This is a genomic window from Achromobacter deleyi (genome assembly GCF_016127315.1).
In the GTDB taxonomy this organism is placed as follows: domain Bacteria; phylum Pseudomonadota; class Gammaproteobacteria; order Burkholderiales; family Burkholderiaceae_B; genus Achromobacter; species Achromobacter insuavis_A.
The window spans coordinates 5,644,806-5,662,250 of record NZ_CP065997.1 but is presented as its reverse complement, the minus strand read 5'-3'; the positions used below and the strand labels follow the sequence as shown (position 1 = coordinate 5,662,250).

At 69.0% G+C, this 17,445-nt stretch carries 16 protein-coding genes; 12 read left to right on the top strand and 4 right to left on the bottom strand.

Features of this window, described 5'->3' with window-relative positions; all coding sequences use genetic code 11:
- The first annotated feature begins 26 nt into the window (after window positions 1-26).
- Window positions 27-902, top strand: a complete 876-nt coding sequence (locus tag I6I07_RS25410) for a DMT family transporter (protein ID WP_198484209.1) — start codon at window positions 27-29, stop codon at window positions 900-902.
- A 13-nt stretch (window positions 903-915) separates the two neighbouring features.
- On the opposite strand, the gene I6I07_RS25405 is transcribed toward I6I07_RS25410, so the two are convergent.
- A complete protein-coding gene (locus tag I6I07_RS25405) occupies window positions 916-1,797 on the bottom strand; it encodes a hypothetical protein (RefSeq protein WP_198484208.1) in 882 nt (293 codons plus the stop codon).
- A 709-nt stretch (window positions 1,798-2,506) separates the two neighbouring features.
- Between I6I07_RS25405 and I6I07_RS25400 the strand changes: the two genes are divergently transcribed.
- Complete coding sequence (locus tag I6I07_RS25400; protein WP_198484207.1) at window positions 2,507-4,591, top strand: TonB-dependent receptor; 2,085 nt, start codon at window positions 2,507-2,509, stop codon at window positions 4,589-4,591.
- Window positions 4,592-4,696: 105 nt separating this feature from the next.
- Here the strand turns inward: I6I07_RS25400 and I6I07_RS25395 are convergent, their stop codons facing one another.
- A complete protein-coding gene (locus tag I6I07_RS25395) occupies window positions 4,697-5,683 on the bottom strand; it encodes a Bug family tripartite tricarboxylate transporter substrate binding protein (RefSeq protein ID WP_198484206.1) in 987 nt (328 codons plus the stop codon).
- A gap of 553 nt (window positions 5,684-6,236) precedes the next feature.
- On the opposite strand from I6I07_RS25395, the gene I6I07_RS25390 reads away from it, so the two are divergent.
- From I6I07_RS25390 to I6I07_RS25345, 10 genes are all read left to right on the top strand, one after another.
- A complete protein-coding gene (locus I6I07_RS25390; RefSeq protein ID WP_198484205.1) occupies window positions 6,237-9,152 on the top strand; it encodes a monovalent cation/H+ antiporter subunit A in 2,916 nt (971 codons plus the stop codon).
- Entirely contained in the window at window positions 9,152-9,496 is a 345-nt protein-coding gene (locus I6I07_RS25385) for a Na+/H+ antiporter subunit C (protein WP_006227452.1), read from the top strand. Before I6I07_RS25390 ends, I6I07_RS25385 begins: the two co-directional genes overlap by 1 nt.
- Window positions 9,493-11,124, top strand: a complete 1,632-nt coding sequence (locus I6I07_RS25380) for a monovalent cation/H+ antiporter subunit D (protein WP_198484204.1) — start codon at window positions 9,493-9,495, stop codon at window positions 11,122-11,124. The genes I6I07_RS25385 and I6I07_RS25380 overlap by 4 nt, the downstream gene beginning before the upstream one ends.
- Complete coding sequence (locus I6I07_RS25375) at window positions 11,124-11,606, top strand: Na+/H+ antiporter subunit E (RefSeq protein ID WP_198484203.1); 483 nt, start codon at window positions 11,124-11,126, stop codon at window positions 11,604-11,606. The genes I6I07_RS25380 and I6I07_RS25375 overlap by 1 nt, the downstream gene beginning before the upstream one ends.
- Entirely contained in the window at window positions 11,603-11,884 is a 282-nt protein-coding gene (locus I6I07_RS25370) for a K+/H+ antiporter subunit F (RefSeq protein WP_198484202.1), read from the top strand. Before I6I07_RS25375 ends, I6I07_RS25370 begins: the two co-directional genes overlap by 4 nt.
- Window positions 11,881-12,219 carry a monovalent cation/H(+) antiporter subunit G gene (mnhG, locus tag I6I07_RS25365; RefSeq protein WP_198484201.1) on the top strand — a complete coding sequence of 113 codons (339 nt, stop codon included), beginning with the start codon at window positions 11,881-11,883 and terminating at the stop codon, window positions 12,217-12,219. Before I6I07_RS25370 ends, mnhG begins: the two co-directional genes overlap by 4 nt.
- Window positions 12,220-12,444: 225 nt before the next feature.
- On the top strand, window positions 12,445-12,948 hold the full coding sequence (locus I6I07_RS25360; protein ID WP_232625742.1) for a hypothetical protein: 504 nt from the start codon (window positions 12,445-12,447) through the stop codon (window positions 12,946-12,948).
- A 113-nt stretch (window positions 12,949-13,061) separates the two neighbouring features.
- Window positions 13,062-13,910 carry a haloacid dehalogenase-like hydrolase gene (locus I6I07_RS25355; RefSeq protein ID WP_198484200.1) on the top strand — a complete coding sequence of 283 codons (849 nt, stop codon included), beginning with the start codon at window positions 13,062-13,064 and terminating at the stop codon, window positions 13,908-13,910.
- 10 nt (window positions 13,911-13,920) lie between these two features.
- A complete protein-coding gene (gene tadA, locus I6I07_RS25350; RefSeq protein WP_198487668.1) occupies window positions 13,921-14,412 on the top strand; it encodes a tRNA adenosine(34) deaminase TadA in 492 nt (163 codons plus the stop codon).
- A complete protein-coding gene (locus I6I07_RS25345) occupies window positions 14,409-15,464 on the top strand; it encodes an LD-carboxypeptidase (protein ID WP_198484199.1) in 1,056 nt (351 codons plus the stop codon). Before tadA ends, I6I07_RS25345 begins: the two co-directional genes overlap by 4 nt.
- A gap of 36 nt (window positions 15,465-15,500) precedes the next feature.
- Here the strand turns inward: I6I07_RS25345 and I6I07_RS25340 are convergent, their stop codons facing one another.
- A complete protein-coding gene (locus I6I07_RS25340; protein ID WP_232625740.1) occupies window positions 15,501-17,099 on the bottom strand; it encodes a M48 family metalloprotease in 1,599 nt (532 codons plus the stop codon).
- Window positions 17,086-17,439, bottom strand: coding sequence for a hypothetical protein (locus I6I07_RS25335; RefSeq protein WP_198484198.1), 354 nt, complete (start codon window positions 17,437-17,439; stop codon window positions 17,086-17,088). The genes I6I07_RS25340 and I6I07_RS25335 overlap by 14 nt, the downstream gene beginning before the upstream one ends.
- Window positions 17,440-17,445 lie beyond the last annotated feature (6 nt).

Below are 17,445 nucleotides of genomic sequence, written 5' to 3'. Positions count from 1 at the left end.
TCCATACCCGACAGGTAGAAACTCTCATGTCTTTCAATCGCAATGCGTGGGCCGCCCATGGCTCCACCACTTTGTTCGTGCTGCTGTGGAGCGGCGGCGCGATCTTCGCCAAATGGGGCCTGGCGCACGCCTCGGCCTTCGGCTTCCTGCTGCTGCGCTTCATCCTGGCCCTGGCCGTGCTGCTGCTGATCTGCGCGGGGCGGCGGCGCTGGCTGCCGGCGCCGGGCACGCGCGGCATCGTGGCGCTGACCGGGCTGCTGCTGATCGGCAGCTATTCCATCTGCTACCTGCTGGCGCTGGACCACGGCATTACGCCGGGCGTGCTGGCCACGCTGCTGGGGGCGCAACCCATCCTGACCCTGGCGCTGCTGGAGCGCCGCTTTCCGCCGCAGCGGCTGGCGGGCCTGCTGCTGGCCCTGTGCGGGTTGGCGATGGTGATGTTCCAGAGCATCGGCATGGCGCGTTTCTCGCTGGCCGGCATGGCCTTCGCGTTTGCGGCGCTGCTCAGCATGACGGCCGGCGCCATCCTGCAAAAGCGGGTGCGCCAGGCGCCGATGGACGTGATGCCGCTGCAGTACGTGGTGAGCCTGGCGTTGTGCCTGCTGTTCGCGCCGTTCCAGCCGCTGCACGCGGATTGGAGCGTGGGCTTCATCTTGCCGCTGCTGTGGATGGGCCTGGTGATCTCGGTCGGCGCGACGCTGCTGTTCTACCGCATGATCCAGTCCGGCAACCTGGTCAACGTCACCAGCCTGTTCTACCTGGTGCCGGCCGGCACCGCGGCGCTGGATTACCTGGTGCTGGGCAACCGGTTGTCGCTGCTGAGCCTGGGCGGCATGGCGGGGATCCTGCTGGGCCTGATGCTGGTGCTGCGCACGCCGGCGGCGGCGCGTTCGGGCGGCTGACGGGGATTGCGCGCTACGCGTGCGCGGCTTCTTCCTGGCCGGCCCAATGGCCGCTGACCAGTTGCGCCGGCCGTTCGCACGCCTGGACCCGGGCGCAGACCGCCCAGGCGTCCAGGCGCACGTTCAGGCCGGCATAGACGCCGTGGCCATCGCCGGCCTCGATCCGGCCGTCGGCCTGCACGCCTTCGCCGGCGCGGATCGAACCGTCGGCGCGGATGTCCTCGCCGGCGATCAGGCCCCAGCCCGCGGCCAGGTGGCCGCCGCAGGCGATGGCCGCGCCCGCCTGGATGCCGCAGGCGGCATCGATGTCCTTGGCGGCCTGGACGCCGCCGCCGGCCTTGATGCCCTGGCCGCATTTGAGGGTGCCTTGCACCTGCACGTCCTGGCCGGCCCGCAGGTGGCCGGTCACGGCCAGGTCCTGGCCGGCGCAGATGTCCCACTTGGCGCGCAGGTTGCCGCGGCAGTCGAAGGCGGCGGCGACCTCGATGCCCCATTCGGCGGACACGTCGCCGCCCGCGCGCAGGTCGCCGGCGCTGGCGATGTTGGCGCCGGCGGTGATGTTCTCGCCGGCCACGATGGATTCGCCGGCGCGGATGCCGCCGCCGGTGACGATGCTGCGTCCGGCGCGCACCACGCTGTCGACGTTGATGCCCATGCGCACTTCCAGCGTGCCGGCGAAGACGATGGCGTGGGCGTCGAGCGTGTCCAGCTTCAGCACGGCGTCGGTCGGGCCGAACTGGTCCAGAAGCCAGCAGGCGTCACCCACGCGCCCGTCGGCCACCAGGGCATCGAGGACGGCCTGGTAGTCCCCCTGTCCGTTGTGGTCGCGCAGGAACCATTTGTAGCCTCCCGCGCAGGGGTTCTTGGCTTTGACGAATTTCTTGGTGAGTTGCATGGCGTTCGGTGGCAATCAAGGCGTGGCGCCGCCCGCCGGACAGGGCCGGCGGGCGGACGAAACATGGGGCGAAGACCGCCTGGCCCCAAGGCGAGGCGGTCATGCCGGCCGGCCTGGCGCCAGATCGTGCGTACGCCATCGGGACGTACGGACGTGCTGGTGGCCGGCGGCGGGCCGGTCGGAACAAAACGGGGGGAGGGCGCGCGGGGCGCTTAGCCGGGCTTGGAACGCGCGTAGGCGCGGCGCGCGGCGACTTCCTGCGAGCTCAACAGGGTCGAGCGCAGGGCGCAAAGGACGCAGGCGGCGTCGGAGAGGCGGGAAAAATCGGTTCGCACGGGCGAAATGGTAGCAGAGCGGGCGGACTCGCGCGCGGCGTCCGCGCCGCCTCCTTGTTGGTGAGTCGCATGGCCGAGGGTAGGAGTGGTCCGGTATCTGTCCGGCACCGCGCTCCCTGGCGCAATGCAGGCAAATTGCCCATCCAACGGATCGCCGATCATTGCTTCAATCAAGACCCGCCGTATTCCGCGTTTCCAGGCCATGCCATACGAGCGCCTTTCCTTCCCGATCGATCACCCGTCCTGTTGCCTCCGACTTTCCTGGGATCGATCTCGTGAATCACCGTGTTTTTATCGCACGCCGGCCGTTGCCTCGTACGCGTGCCATTCCCGGCTCCGGCCACGCTCACCGGGTCTTGCCATTGCTGTTCCTCGTGAGTGGACTGTCCGGCGCGGTGCAGGCCGGCCAGCTCGAACCCGTGGTGGTCGAAGGCCGCCGCGTCAATGAACTCGCGCCCGTCCATGCGGGCGGGCAGGTTGCCGCGGGCGGCGGCCTCGGGCTGCTGGGCAATGTCGACCTCCGCAACGCGCCCTTCAGCCAGACCAGCTATACCTCGGCGCTGATCGAGGATCAGCAGGCCACCACGTTGGGCGACGTGCTGGACAACATGCCTTCGGTGCGGCGCTCGGTGCCCCCCAACAATATCGGCGAGCAGTTCAAGATCCGTGGTTTCGCGCTGTCGGATTCGCAGACGGCCATCAATGGCCTGTATGGCCTGGTGTCGACCTACGGCGGTACCCCGCCGCTGGAAATCGCGGAGCGCGTCGAGGTCCTGCTGGGGCCGAGCGCGCTGCTCAACGGCATGGCCGCGGTGGGCGGCAGCATCAATGTCGTTCCCAAGCGTGCGGTCGACGAGCCGCTGGCCCGTGTCACCGTGGGCAGGGAGTCGGCGTCGTTGGCGAAGGCACACGCGGACCTGGGGCGGCGCTTCGGCGCTGGCGGCGAATGGGGGCTGCGCGTCAACGCCAGCCGGCGCGATGGCGGCACGCCGCTGGCCGGCGTGTCGAGAAAGGACGACGTCGGCGCGCTCGCGCTGGACTATCGTGGCGAGCGCTTGCGCGCGGCCCTGGACGTGTGGCGCTCGACCGTCAGGAATCGCGGCGGCACGCCCATCATTCCCGGCATGGACGCGTCTCTGGTCACGATGCCCGCGGCGCCCGACGGCGCGATCACGGTCTCGGACGACGACTATGACGCCCACAATACGACGGCGCTGGTCGGCGGCGAGTTTGACGTCACCCGCGACTGGACCGCCTTTGCCCGGTTTGGCGCGCGCCACAATGACTTTGCGGGGCGCGGGCAGCTGGTGACCAACGTCAAGGCCGATGGCAGCGCCTATCTGTTTCCGTTCGGCACCCGGGCCGACAACCATGCGCGATCGGCGGAGCTGGGCGCGCGCGGCGCGTTCCGCACGGGCGCCATCAGGCATGCGTTCGCGCTGAGCGGCACGCGGCAGCAGGACGAGACCCGCCAGGGATTTGCCTATGCGCCCATCGGCGTCACCCACATTCGTCACCCGCCAGCGGCACGGCCCGCGGCCGCGGCCGCCGGGGATCCGTCGAAGACGTCGCGGTCGAGGTTCGACAGCGTGGCGCTGGCGGATACGCTGTCGCTGGACGATGAGCGGGTCCTGCTGACGCTGGGCGCGCGGCGCCAGCGCGTCAAGGTGGACAACTTCGGCGCCACGTTGCAGGGCTTCACGCCCGTGACCTCGACCTACGATCAGCGTGCCTGGACGCCGATGATCGGCCTGGTGATCAAGCCGCTCGCGCCTCTGTCGCTGTACGCCAATCACATCCAGGGCCTGGAAGCGGGCACGACGGTGGGTCGCAATTACCAGAACGCCGGCGAGGTCTTGCCGCCCTACAAGACAAGGCAGTTCGAGATCGGCGCCAAGCTGGATCGCGGCAGCTTCGCCAACACCCTGAGCCTGTTCCAGCTCACCCGGCCGAGCACCGTGTCCGATCGCGGTACTTCGCCGTTGCCCACGTTGCGCCTGGATGGCGAGCAGCGCAATCGTGGCGTCGAGTGGGCGTTCTTCGGCGCGCTGGCCCGGCGCGTGCGGGTTCTGGGCGGCATCAGCTACCCCCGGGGCAGGCTGATCCGAACCCAGGATGGCGCCGACAACGGCAACGACGCGCCCGGCACGGCGCCACTCGCCGCCAACCTGGGCCTGGAATGGGACGTGCCCGGCGTGGCGGGCCTGACCCTGACCGGCCGTGTCATCCACACCGGCGCGCAGTACGTCGACAACGCCAATGTCCTGCGCATGCCGTCATGGACCCGGTTCGATCTGGGGGCGCGCTACGCCACGCGGGTTGCGGGCAGGGCCTTGATGCTGCGCGCCAGCGTTCACAATCTGGCTGACCGGCGCTACTGGGAGGGTGTCTACATGTCCAGCTACGTGTCGCCCGCGGCGCCGCGCACGGTCCTGGTGTCCGCGAACATGGATTTCTGATGCCGAGGGGCGGGGCTGCAATGAATCAGGGCCACCCGAAGGCGGCCCTGATTCGCATGCTGGCCGCCATGGGGCGGCCATCGGCCCCAAAGGGCCGGGCAAACCTCAGTTGGTCGACTGGATGTTGCGTTCCTTGGCGATGCGCTGGCGCAGTTCCAGTTCACGCTTGATCTGCGCGGCGTATTCGGCCGGGGTGTTGCCGTCGACCAGCGAGCCGCCGTCGGCCAGGCGCTGGACGATCTTCGGATCCTTCAGCGTCTTGACGGTGGCGTCGTGGATGCGGTCGATCACCGCCTGCGGCGTGCCGGCGGGGGCGACCAGGCCGTACCAGGCCATGTTGTCCATTTCCGGCAGGCCGCCTTCGGCGAACGTGGGCACGTCGGGCAGGGTGGGCAGGCGCTTGGGCGCGGCCACGGCCAGGGCGCGCAGCTTGCCGGCCTGGATGTGGGGCATGGACGAGGGCAGGTTGTCGAACTGGGCGTTGACCTGGCCGGCGATCACGTCGTTGAGCGCCGGGCCCGAGCCGCGGTAGGGCACGTGCACCATGTCGGTCTTGGTCAGCGACTTGAACAGTTCGCCGTCCAGGTGGCCGATGCCGCCGGCGCCGGACGAGGCGTAGCTGTACTTGCCCGGGTTGGCCTTGAGCAAGGCGATGAATTCGGCCGTCGTCTTGGCGGGAACGGCCGGGTTCACCGTCAGCACGTTGGGCACGTTCACCATATTGGTGATGGGCGCGAAGTCCTTGAGCGGGTTGTACGGGTTCTTGGGGTTGGTGGCGGGGTTGGTGGCCATGGTGCTGACGGTGGCCACGCCCAGGGTGTAGCCGTCCGGGGCGGAACGGACCAGCGCGTCGGCGCCGATCGCGCCGCCGCCGCCGCCGCGGTTTTCCACCACCACGGCCTGGCCGAGTTCACGGCCCAGGCCTTCGGCCACCACGCGGGCGACGATGTCGGTGGTGCCGCCGGCCGCGAACGGCACGATCAGGCGGATGGGCTTGTTGGGGTAGGCATCAGCGGCCTGCGCGGCGCCGCCGAGGCAGAGGCCGGCGAGGGCGGTGGCCAGGACGGCCTTGGCTTGAGACAGCACGGTCAAGAGTCTTCTCCATATTATTGAAATCCGAGCCGGCCGGCTTCGTTGGCCGGCGTCGGTGAAGCGCGCCGGGCTCGGATGCTGGCCTGGCCGTCGCTTCGTGGGCGCCATTCCACACAGTTATATGGAACCGGTCAATCCGTATTCCCCCTGCATCCCGTGTGGGTATTTCTACCCCGGAAGAAGCGCGCCTGAAGGGCGACGATGCGGGAAAAAAAACGTATGCTGACAAGAACTTGAACGAAATTGGGGTCGGTCATCGGTGCGTAATCATTGCGCAGCGATCATGTCGTCATCCCCCAGGTACGCGCATAAATCTCTGCATAACTTACAAGAATCTGATATTTTTCGGATGAGATTCTTGGCCGGTCTTGCAAGAAAACTATTGCGTTTGTTTCTGTCCACGCCGTTCAATGGCGTAGGTTGATGTCCCCGCGGGGCAACGTGTAGTGCAGCGACGCACCGGGCCAGGGTTCCGTCCGTTTTTCAATCCCCGGTCTGTTTCGTCTCTCGCTGCTGCGCTGGCGGGAGGGGGCCCGGACATTCTCGGAACGCCATGTCGCTGATACTGATCCTCGCTCTGCCGTTCGCCGGCAGCCTGTGCGCCGCGCTGCTGCCTTCCAACGCCCGCAATGCCGAGGCCTGGTTGGCGGGCATCATCGCCCTGGCCTGCGCGGTTCTGGTCGCCAGTCTCTATCCGCAGGTCGCCGGCGGCGGCGTGGTCCGCGTCGACATTCCCTGGGCGCCCGCCCTGGGCCTGCAGTTCACCCTGCGCATGGACGGCTACGCCTGGCTGTTCGCCCTGATCGTGTCCGGCATGGGCGCGCTGGTGGTGCTGTATGCGCGCTACTACATGTCGCCGGAAGATCCGGTGCCGCGCTTCTTCTCGTTCTTCCAGGCCTTCATGGCCGCCATGCTCGGCGTGGTGCTGTCGGGCAACCTGATCCAGCTGGTCATGTTCTGGGAAATGACCAGCCTGGCCTCGTTCATGCTGATCGCCTACTGGCACCACCGCCTGGACGCCCGCCGCGGCGCGCGCATGGCGCTGACCGTGACCGGCGCCGGCGGGCTGTGCCTGCTGGCCGGGGTGCTGATCCTGGGCCACATCGTCGGCAGCTACGACATGGACCGCGTGCTGGCCGCCGGCGACCTGGTGCGCGCCGACCCCTGGTACCCGGCCGTGCTGGTGCTGGTGGCGCTGGGCGCGCTGACCAAGAGCGCGCAGTTCCCGTTCCATTTCTGGCTGCCCAACGCCATGGCCGCGCCCACGCCGGTGTCGGCCTACCTGCACTCGGCCACCATGGTGAAGGCTGGCGTGTTCCTGCTGGCGCGCTTCTGGCCGGTGCTGGCCGGCACCGACGAATGGTTCTGGATCATCGGCGGCGCCGGGCTGATCACGCTGGTGCTGGGCGGCTACGCCGCCATCTTCCAGCAGGACATGAAAGGGGTGCTGGCGTATTCGACCATCAGCCACTTGGGCCTGATCACATTGCTGCTGGGGCTGAACAGCTCGCTGGCGCTGGTGGCGGCGGTGTTCCACATGGTCAACCACGCCACCTTCAAGGCCTCGCTGTTCATGGCCGCGGGCATCGTCGACCACGAGACCGGCACGCGCGACCTGAGCCGCCTGTCAGGGTTGTACAAGGCCATGCCGATCACGGCCACGCTGGCCATGGTGGCGGCGGCCTCGATGGCCGGGGTGCCGCTGCTCAACGGCTTCATCTCCAAGGAAATGTTCTTCGCCGAGACCACTTTCGTCAGCGGCGACTGGGTCACCAAGGTGGGCCTGCCGCTGGCGGCCACGGTGGCAGGGGCCTTCAGCGTGGCCTATTCGCTGCGCTTCATCCTGCAGGTGTTCTTCGGCCCGCCGGCCACCGACCTGCCGCGCGCGCCGCACGAGCCGCCCGGCTGGATGCTGCTGCCCAGCGGCCTGCTGGTGCTGATGTGCCTGGTGGTGGGCATCCTGCCGGGCCTGACGCTCGGCCCGTTCCTGGCCACCGCCGCGCAGAGCATCCTGGGCGCCAACATGCCCGAATACAGTCTGGCCGTGTGGCACGGCGTCAACCTGCCGCTGGTGATGAGCTTCGTGGCCATGACCTCGGGCGTGATCCTGTACCTGGCGCTGCGCGCGCACCAGCGCGCCAACCCCGGCCGGGTGCCGTTCATCTACCGCCTGGACGGCCGCCGCTCGTTCGAGACGCTGCTCGACGGTTCCAGCGTCGCCGCCGCCTGGCTGTTGCGCTGGCTGGCGTCGTCGCGCCTGCAGGTGCAGATGCTGCTGATCGTGCTGGGCACCTTGTTCGTGGCCTGGCTGCCGTTGCGGGCAGGCGGCTGGCTGGAAGGCGCCGGCCGTCCGGCCGCGGTCGATCCGGCCTTCGCCCTGCTGTGGCTGGTGGGTTGCGTCTGCGCGGTGGCCGCGGCCTACCAGGCCAAGTACCACCGCCTGGCGTCGCTGGCGCTGGCCGGCGGCGCGGGCCTGGTGACCTGTCTCACGTTCGTCTGGTTTTCGGCGCCCGACCTGGCGCTGACGCAGCTGTCGGTGGAGGTGGTGACGCTGGTGCTGCTGCTGCTCGGCCTGCGCTGGCTGCCGCGCCGCATCGCCCAGGACGAGGACGAGGGCCTGGGGGCGACCCTGCGCGCCCGCGGCCGCCGCCTGCGCGACCTGCTGATGGCCACCGCCGCCGGCACCGGCATGGCGGCGCTGGCCTACGCGGTGCTGGTGCGGCCGCGGACCGACACGATTTCCTCATACTTCGTCGACCGCGCGCTGCCCGATGGCGGCGGCACTAACGTGGTCAACGTGATCCTGGTGGACTTCCGCGGCTTCGATACCTTCGGCGAAATCACGGTGCTGGGCATCGTGGCGCTGACGGTGTACGCGCTGCTGCGCCGCTTCCGGCCGGCCGCCGAAAGCGCCGACCTGCCGCGCCAGCAGATCGACCAGGACGGCCCGGTGCCGCCCACGCCGGACATCAAGGCGGTCGTGCCGACCGGCCCGATGATGGTGCCGACGGTGCTGGTGCGCCTGTTGCTGCCGACGGCGGCGCTGATCTCGGTGTATTTCCTGCTGCGCGGCCACAACCAGCCCGGTGGCGGTTTCGTGGGCGGGCTGATCTTCGCCACCGCCGTGATCCTGCAGTACATGGTGGGCGGGGTCTACTGGGTCGAATCGCGCAGCCGCCTGAACCCGCAGAACTGGATCGGCATCGGCCTGCTGTTCGCCGGCACGGCGGCGGTGACGGCCTGGCTGGCCTACAAGCCGTTCCTGGCCGCGCTGGCCTGGGACATCGCCTTGCCGCTGGTGGGACACGTGCACCTGTCCAGCGTGCTGCTGTTCGACCTCGGCGTCTACATGCTGGTGGTCGGGTCCACCGTGCTGGTGCTGGTGGCGCTGGCCCACCAATCGCTGCGCGCACAACGCAAGGCTGCCGCCGAAAGCCAGGCGGCCGCCGCACAAACGGGGGAAGCCTGATGGAATTGATTTACGCCGTCGCGATCGGCGTCCTGGCGGGCTCGGGCGTCTGGCTGCTGCTGCGGCCGCGGACGTTCCAGTTCATCATGGGCCTGTCGCTGGTCTCATATGCGGTCAACCTGTTCATCTTCGGCATGGGCCGCCTGACGTCGGGCCGCCCGCCGGTGGTGGACCCGGCCATGGCCCATGATCCTTCCTGGTACGCCGATCCGTTGCCCCAGGCGCTGGTGCTGACGGCCATCGTGATCGGTTTCGCCACCACCGCGCTGTTCCTGGTGGTGCTGCTGGCTTCGCGCGGCTTGACGGGCACCGACCACGTCGATGGACGGGAGTCCCAATCTTGAGTTTCTGGCTTCAACATCTTCCCGTCCTGCCCATCGTCACGCCGCTGCTGGCCGGCGCCGCGATGCTGCTGCTGGGCGACACCCGCCGCTACACCCGCGGCGCCATCGCCATGCTGTCGACGCTGGCCCAGCTGGCCGCGGCCATCGCCTTGCTGGCGGTCGCCGGCGGCGCCGTGCCGGACGTCTGGCCGCATGGCGTCGGCGTCTACCTGGTGGGCGACTGGCCCGCGCCGTTCGGCATCGTGCTGGTGGTGGACCGCCTGGCGGCGGTCATGCTGACCCTGACCGCGGTGCTGGGCCTGGCCTCGCTGACCTACGCGCTGGCGCGCTGGGACCGGGCCGGGGTGCATTTCCATTCCCTGTTCCAGTTCCTGCTGATGGGCCTGAACGGCGCCTTCCTGACGGGCGACCTGTTCAACCTGTTCGTGTTCTTCGAGGTGCTGCTGGCCGCTTCCTACGGCCTGTTGCTGCACGGCTCGGGCGTGGCGCGCGTCAGCGCCGGCCTGCAGTACATCGCGGTCAACCTGGTGGCCTCGTTCCTGCTGCTGATCAGCATCGCGCTGATCTACGGCGTGAGCGGCACGCTCAACATGGCCGACCTGGCGCTGCGCGCCGGCAACCTGACCGGCTCCGACCGCATGCTGTTCGAGGCCGGCGCCGCCATTCTCGGCGTGGCCTTCCTGGTGAAGGCGGGCGCCTGGCCGCTGAACTTCTGGCTGGTCAAGGGCTACGGCTCGGCCGGCGCGCCGGTCGCGGCCATGTTCTCGATCATGACCAAGGTCGGCATCTACGCGCTGCTGCGCATCGGCTCGCTGCTGCTGCCGACCGGCGCGCCGGCGGCGTTCAGCCTGGACTGGATGTTCGCGGCCGGCCTGGCCACGCTGCTGTTCGGCGGCCTGGGCCTGTTGGCCACGCAGCAGCTCGAGAAGATGGTGGGTTATTGCGTGATCGTCTCGGCCGGCACGCTGTTGACGGCGCTGGGCATGCCCGGCGTGACGCTGACCGGCCCGGCGCTGTTCTACCTGATCAGTTCGGTGCTGACCACGGGCGCGTTCTTCATGCTGGCCGAACTCATCGAACGCACCCGCAGCTTCGGCGCCAACGTGCTGGCGGTGACGCTGGACGCGTTCGACCTGGACGATCCGGCCTCGGTGAACCGCTCGGACGACGTGGTCGGGGTGGCGATTCCGGCGGCCATGGCCTTCCTCGGCCTGGCGTTCATCTGTTGCGCGTTGCTGGTGACCGGGCTGCCGCCGCTGTCTGGCTTCGTCGCCAAGTTCTCGCTGCTGTCGGCGGCGGTCTCGGCGGCCAACGAATCGGCGCCGCCGATGGACGCCTGGGTCCTGGTGGCGGCCGTGCTGGTGTCCGGCCTGGCCGGGCTGATCGGCCTGGGCCGCACCGGCATCCGCGTGTTCTGGGCCAGCGACGATCGCAGCACGCCGCGCCTGCGGGTGATCGAGGCGGGTCCGGTGGCGGTCCTGCTGCTGCTGTGCGTGGGGCTGGCGGCGGGCGCGGGCCCGGTGTCGGCCTACCTGGATGACGCCGCGCGTTCGCTGGATCAGCCCAAGAGCTACATCGACGCCGTGATGTCCGCGCAGACGGTGCGCGGCGTGCAAGGAGGAAGCTGATGCGCCGCCTGTATTTCCTCTTCCTGCCGGTATTCCTGTTCGTCCTGTGGCTGGTGCTGAACGAAAGCCTGTCGGCCGGCCAGATCGCGCTGGGCGTGGCGCTGGCCCTGTGGTTCACCTGGGCCGCCTCGCGCCTGCGTCCGTTGAAGGCGCGGCCGCGGCGGCTATGGAAGGCGATTCCGCTGTTCCTGCACGTGACCGTGGACATCATCAAGTCCAACATCGCCGTGGGCAAGCTGATCCTGAACCCGCGGCGCAATGATTTCTCGCCCGGGTTCATCAAGATCCCGCTGACCATGCGCGATCCGCATGGCCTGGCGATGCTGGCCTGCATCGTCACCTACACGCCCGGCACCGTCTGGGTCGAACTGGGCGACGACCACCGCCTCAAGCTGCACGTGCTCGACCTGCAGAACGAGGAAGACTGGGTGCGCCTGGTGCAAGACCGCTACGAGCGCCCCTTGATGGAGATCTTCGAATGAACGCCATACTTTACTGGGCGGCGTCCTTTGCCCTGGTGTGTTTCGCGCTGGGCATGGTGTTCGCCGCCGTCCGCCTGCTGCGCGGCCCCACCGCGCAGGACCGCGTGCTGGCGCTGGACACGCTCTACATCAACGGCATGCTTATCATGCTGGTGTTCGGCATCCGCTCGGGCACGTCGGTGTACTTCGACATCGCGTTGCTGATCGCGCTGTTCGGTTTCGTGGGCTCGACCGCGATGGCCCGCTTCCTGCTGCGCGGCGAGGTGATCGAGCCATGATCGAGACCCTTCCCCTGTGGGCGAGCATCCCGGCCAGCGTCCTGCTGGTGCTGGGCGGCCTGCTGGCGCTGACCGGCTCGGCCGGCCTGCTGCGCTTTCGCACCTTCTACGCCCGCATCCACGCGCCCACGCTGGGCAACACGATGGGCTGCGGCTGCGTGCTGGCGGCCTCGATCCTGGTGTTCTCGGCGCTGTCGTCGCGGCCCGTGTTCCATGAAGTGATCATCACGTTGCAGCTGATCGTGTCGTCGCCGGTGACGGCGATGCTGCTGATGCGCGCGGCGGTTTACCGTAACCGTTTGACCAAGGCCGACGCCGACCTGGACGCGCGCTAGGCAAGCGCGGCGGCGGGCAGGGGACGGAACAGCGGGCATTCCAGGGACGGGTTGCGCTGGCGCAATGACGATTGCGTCGCAGCATTGGAAACTTCAGCTTACGATTGCACGTTGCTCGACATGTCCCCGTCGTGTCATCGTGGGATAGTTGTATCAAGCAGACGGTGCCGGCCCAGCCAGGCCCGCGCCGTTCGGGTTCAATCCTCTTTCTCCAAGGAGCTGGCCATGAATGTACGTCCCATGCACACCAAACGCCTCGCGGCATCCCTTTGCGCGGCTGGCCTGATGCTGGCCGCGGGAGCGGCCCAGGCGGCCGACCCGATCGGCCGCGCCGGCATCCAGGCGCAATACGAACAAGATGTGGCGGCTTGCAAGAACGGCAGCACCGGCCAGGAGCGCACCGCCTGCATGCGCGAGGCGGGCGCCGCCCGCCAGGAAGCCAACCGCCAGCGCCTGAGCGACGGCACCACCGAGCAGCACCAGCAGAACATGCTGGACCGCTGCAACCGCCTGCCGGCCGATTCGCGCCAGGACTGCATGACGCAGATGACGTCGCCCTCCCAGGTGCGCGGCAGCGTGCAGGGCGGCGGCGTGCTGCGTGAAACCGTGATCCAGGTGCCGGCCGGCACCGCCGGCACGGTGCCGCCGCCTCCGCCGCCGGGCGCCGCGCCCGGCATGGCGCCCGCCCCGGGCATGGCGCCGCCGCCGCCCGCGCCGATGCGCCAGTAACGGCGCTCGACGGGCCAGGGGAGGGCGTCGCGTGCCCTTTCCCCGTGTGCCGGGGCGCGGCCGCCGCCACAATCAGGCAAAATGGCGGCTGTCGCCCTCACTCACGCATATCCATGTCCGACGTCATCGCCCTGATTTTCGACTTCGACGACACGCTGGCCTCGGACAGCACGTCCGGTTTCCTGGACAGCATCGGGGTGGACACGGCGTCCTTCTGGAAAGACCAGGTCGACCCGCTGCTGTCCCACCAGGACTGGGACCCGGTCCCGGCCTATCTCTACCAGATGATCCAGCTCTCGCGCGAGGGCAGGCATGGCCTCGTCACGCAGCAACGGCTGCGCGACTGGGGCGCGCGCCTCGAACTGCACGATGGCGTGGTCACGCTGTTCCAGCGCCTGCGCGCCGCGGTGCGGGCGGCGCAACCGCAGGTGCAACTGGAGTTCTACCTGATCTCCAGCGGCATCGGCGACGTGGTCCGTTCCACGCCCATTGCCCACGAGTTCACCGAGATCTGGGCCTCCGAATTCACCTACGGGGCCGACGGCGGCATCGAGTTTCCGCGCCGCATCGTCAGCTTCACGGACAAGACGCGCTACCTGTTCCACATCCAGAAGGGCATCATCGGCCGCGATTTCCGCAACAAGCCGTTCGAGGTCAACCGCAAGGTGCCCGAGGACCGCTTGCGGGTGCCGTTCGACCAGATGGTGTTCGTTGGCGACGGCTACACCGACATCCCGTGCTTCTCGCTGATCCGGCGCGCCGGCGGCTACGCCTTCGGCGTGTGGGACCCGAAGCACCGCGACAAGCGCAGCCGCGCCTGGGGCTTCATCGAGGAAGGCCGGGTGTCGAACCTGAACCAGGCCCGCTACGACGAGGACGCCGAACTCTACCAATGGCTCGAAGAGGCCGTGACCAGCCTGGCTGGCCGCATCGCGCTCAAGTCGCGGGTGTACCGTGGTTGAGCCGCTCGCCATGGCGGCCGTGCCGCCCTGGACCGCGCAGGATGCCGAGTTCATGACGCTGGCCCTGGAAGAGGCGCGGGCGGCCTATGACATCGGCGAGGTGCCGGTGGGCGCGCTGGTGGTCTCGTCCCGGGGCGACATCCTGGGGCGCGGCTACAACCGCACCATCATCGACCACGACCCCACCGCGCACGCCGAGATCGTCGCGCTGCGCGGCGCCGCCCGCGCGCTGGAAAACTACCGCCTGCCGGGCATCACCGTGTACGTCACGCTGGAACCCTGCGTCATGTGCATCGGCGCCATGCTGCATGCGCGGCTGGCGCGGGTGGTGTTCGGCGCCTACGACCCCAAGACCGGCGCCTGCGGCAGCGTGCTGGACGTGGGCTCGGTGCCCAAACTCAATCATCACACTTCAGTCACCGGCGGTGTGCTGGCGGAACCCTGCGGCGACCTGCTGCGCCGGTTCTTCCGCGAACGCCGCGCCAAGGAATCCATCGCATGAGCAACACCCGAGGCGCCAAGGCGCGCGGCGCCAAAGCGGCCGCCGCCCCGGCCCATGAACACGCCAGCCATCCGCACGATCACGACCACGAATGCGGCGAGGCCTGCGGCCACGACCACAGCCACGACCATGAAGCGGGCCACGTCCACAGCTTTCCGGACGCGCGCGGCATCTACCTGATCTCGCCGTCGTCGGCGGTGCGCGACCCGCAGACCGTCGAGCTGGCGCGCGAGCGCCTGGCCGCGCAGGGCTTCAAGACCGCGCTGGACCGCACCGCGCTGGCCGAGCACCAGCGCTTCGCCGGCACCGACGCCCAGCGCCTGGCCAGCCTGACGCGCGCGGCCAAGCAGAAACTGCCCATCGTCATGGTGACGCGCGGTGGCTACGGCATGGGCCGCCTCTTGCACGCGATCGACTGGAAGGCCATGGCCGACAGCGGCAAGCGCTTCGTCGGCATGAGTGACTTCACCGCTTTCAACCTGGCGCTGCTGGCGCAGACCGGCGGGGTCAGCTACACCGGCGCCACCGCCATCTACGACTTCGGCGGCAAGAAGGTCGACGACCTGACCGAGGCGCTGTTCGGCGAAGTGATGCGTGGCGAGCTGGAAATCCTCAGCTTCGAGACCCGGGACGCCGACCCGGTCGATTGCCGCGGCATCCTGTGGGGCGGCAACCTGGCCATGCTGGCCTCGCTGATCGGCACCCCCTACATGCCGAAAGTGCGCGGCGGCATCCTGTTCCTGGAAGACGTGGCCGAGCATCCCTACCGCATCGAACGCATGCTGATCCAGCTGTGGCAGGCGGGCATCCTGGGCAAGCAGAAGGCCATCGTGCTGGGCCGCTTCTCCGACTACAAGCTGGCGCCGCACGACAAGGGCTACGACCTGCACGAAGTGGTGGCCTGGCTGCGCAAGACGGTCAAGGTGCCGGTGGTGACCGGCCTGCCGTACGGCCACGTGGCCACCAAGGCGACGCTGCCGATCGGCCAGAAGGTCGGCATCGCCACCGAGAAGGGCCTGGCCCATCTGGTGCTGGACGAACACCATCATTGACGCGGGCGGGCCGCAAGGCCCGCCGCGTGGCGTGCTTCACTTCTTGAACAGCCTGTCGACCAGCGACTGCGCCTTCTGCTCGCCGCGGCGCTTGGCCTCGGCCTGCTCGGCGGGGGTCTGCGCGGCCTTGTTGCAGGCGCCGGCATAGCTCGGAAAGCGCGACGCGCATTCCTGCGCCAGCTTGCGCGCCTTGTCCCAGCTGTCGGTCTGCCCGTAGAAGGCAATGGCTTCCGGCCAGGCCAGCCCGGCATCCTTGAAATACTCGAAGCCCTGGTTCATGACCGCGGTGGCGGGGGCGCGTTGGCCCGAGCCCAGCAGGGTGTTGGCGCGCAGGACATAGATGCGCCAGGCGCGGTCGCCTTCGGATTGCAGGTTGCGGTCCAGCAGGGCGGCGGCGCGCGCGGACGGCTTGCCGGGTTCGCCTTGCGCCATGCTCAGCGCCAGCAGCGGCAACGCCTGCTGCGCGGTCGGGCCGGAGGCGGCCTGGGCCGCGAGCTTGCGCGCCTGGGCATAGTCCTGCGCCTGCAGCGCCTGTTGCGCGGCGTTGGCGCTCTGGTAGTTCTTCAGCACGGCGGCGCTGCGACGTTGCGCGCGCGCCTTGTCCCACGGCGCGATGGTGGCCGCGGGGCGCGGCTTGCCGGCCATCAGCGGCGTGACCTGCCCGGTCAGCGAGGTCAGCCGCGCTTCGGTGCCGGGATGGCTGACGGTCAGCTTCTTCCAGATGTCGTCCAGGCCATTGCGCAGGTCTTCGCCGGCGCCAGCGAGGCCGGAACTCAGCGACGCCTGCATCTCGGTCAGCGGCGCGACCTTGTTGCCCGAGGCCGCGGCCTGCTTGCGCGCATCCTGCGCGGCGGCCTGCTTGATCTGCTCGACCATGCGCTTGCGGTCTTCTTCCTGGATCCTGGCGTTGTCCGTTTCCCAGGTGGCCTGACGCTCCAGGAAGGCCTTGAACCCTTGCGTGTAGGAATAGCCCAGCCGCAGGCTGACGGTGGCGCCGAAGCGATCGGCGTTTTCCTCCTGCTGCCGGTTCCAGGCGGGAACCAGCACGTCCTTGCCGAAGGCATAGGAAGCGATCACGCTGTCCACCGGGCTCCAGCCCGTCGCGCTGCCGGCCTTTTGCGCCAGGGCCACGCCCAGCGCCGCCAGCGTGGCGACCTGGTCGCTGGTCGTGTTGGCCGCTTCCAGCTGGTGATAGTCCAGGTAGATATGGCCGAATTCGTGCGACAGGATGGCGACGATCTCGTCCTCGGACTCCGCGGACGACAGCCAGCCGATCGACAGGTAGATGTTGCCCGCGCCGGTGCTGTAGGCCTCCAGCGCCGGGGAAGCGGTGACATACACGGCGCCAGGCCAGCCGGGTACGCCGGCGGCATCCTTGATACGGCCGAGCAGGCCGTTCAGGTAGCCCTGCATCTCGGGCATGGCAACCAGGCCCATGTGCTGCGCGCGCTGATTGCGGGCGTCGCGGTCGGCGTCGGGCCACTTGCGGTCGGTGGGGGCGGGTGGCAATTCCCCGGTCTTGAACGACAGGCCGGCGCCGGGCATGTTGGCGCAGCCGGCCAGGGCCATTGCCAGGGTCAGGGCCGCGAGGCGGGGCGCGTGATGGAAGGGCATCGCCATGTCAGCGGCAGGCATTTTCGCCGGCGCCGGCGGTGGAGCCGGTGGGACCGGGCACGCGCTTGACCACCGGGCCGCACTGCGCCGACGAATTGCGCGACACGCGCACCTGCATGCTGTCCACCCAGTAGTCGGTGCCGTCCACTTTCACCCGGTAGAACTCTTCGCGGCTTTCCAGTACGGGCCACGGCATGCCCTGGCCATCGGATTTGGCGGCCGGCGTCCCGCCGCCCGGCTGCGCATAGAGCGGCAGCGGCTTGAGGCTGGCGCCGACGATCTGGTCGGCCGCCAGGGCCGGCGCGCCGTACAGGGCCAGCGCCGCGAGGGCGGCGGCAATCATGGAGGAAGGCTGGATCATGCGGTT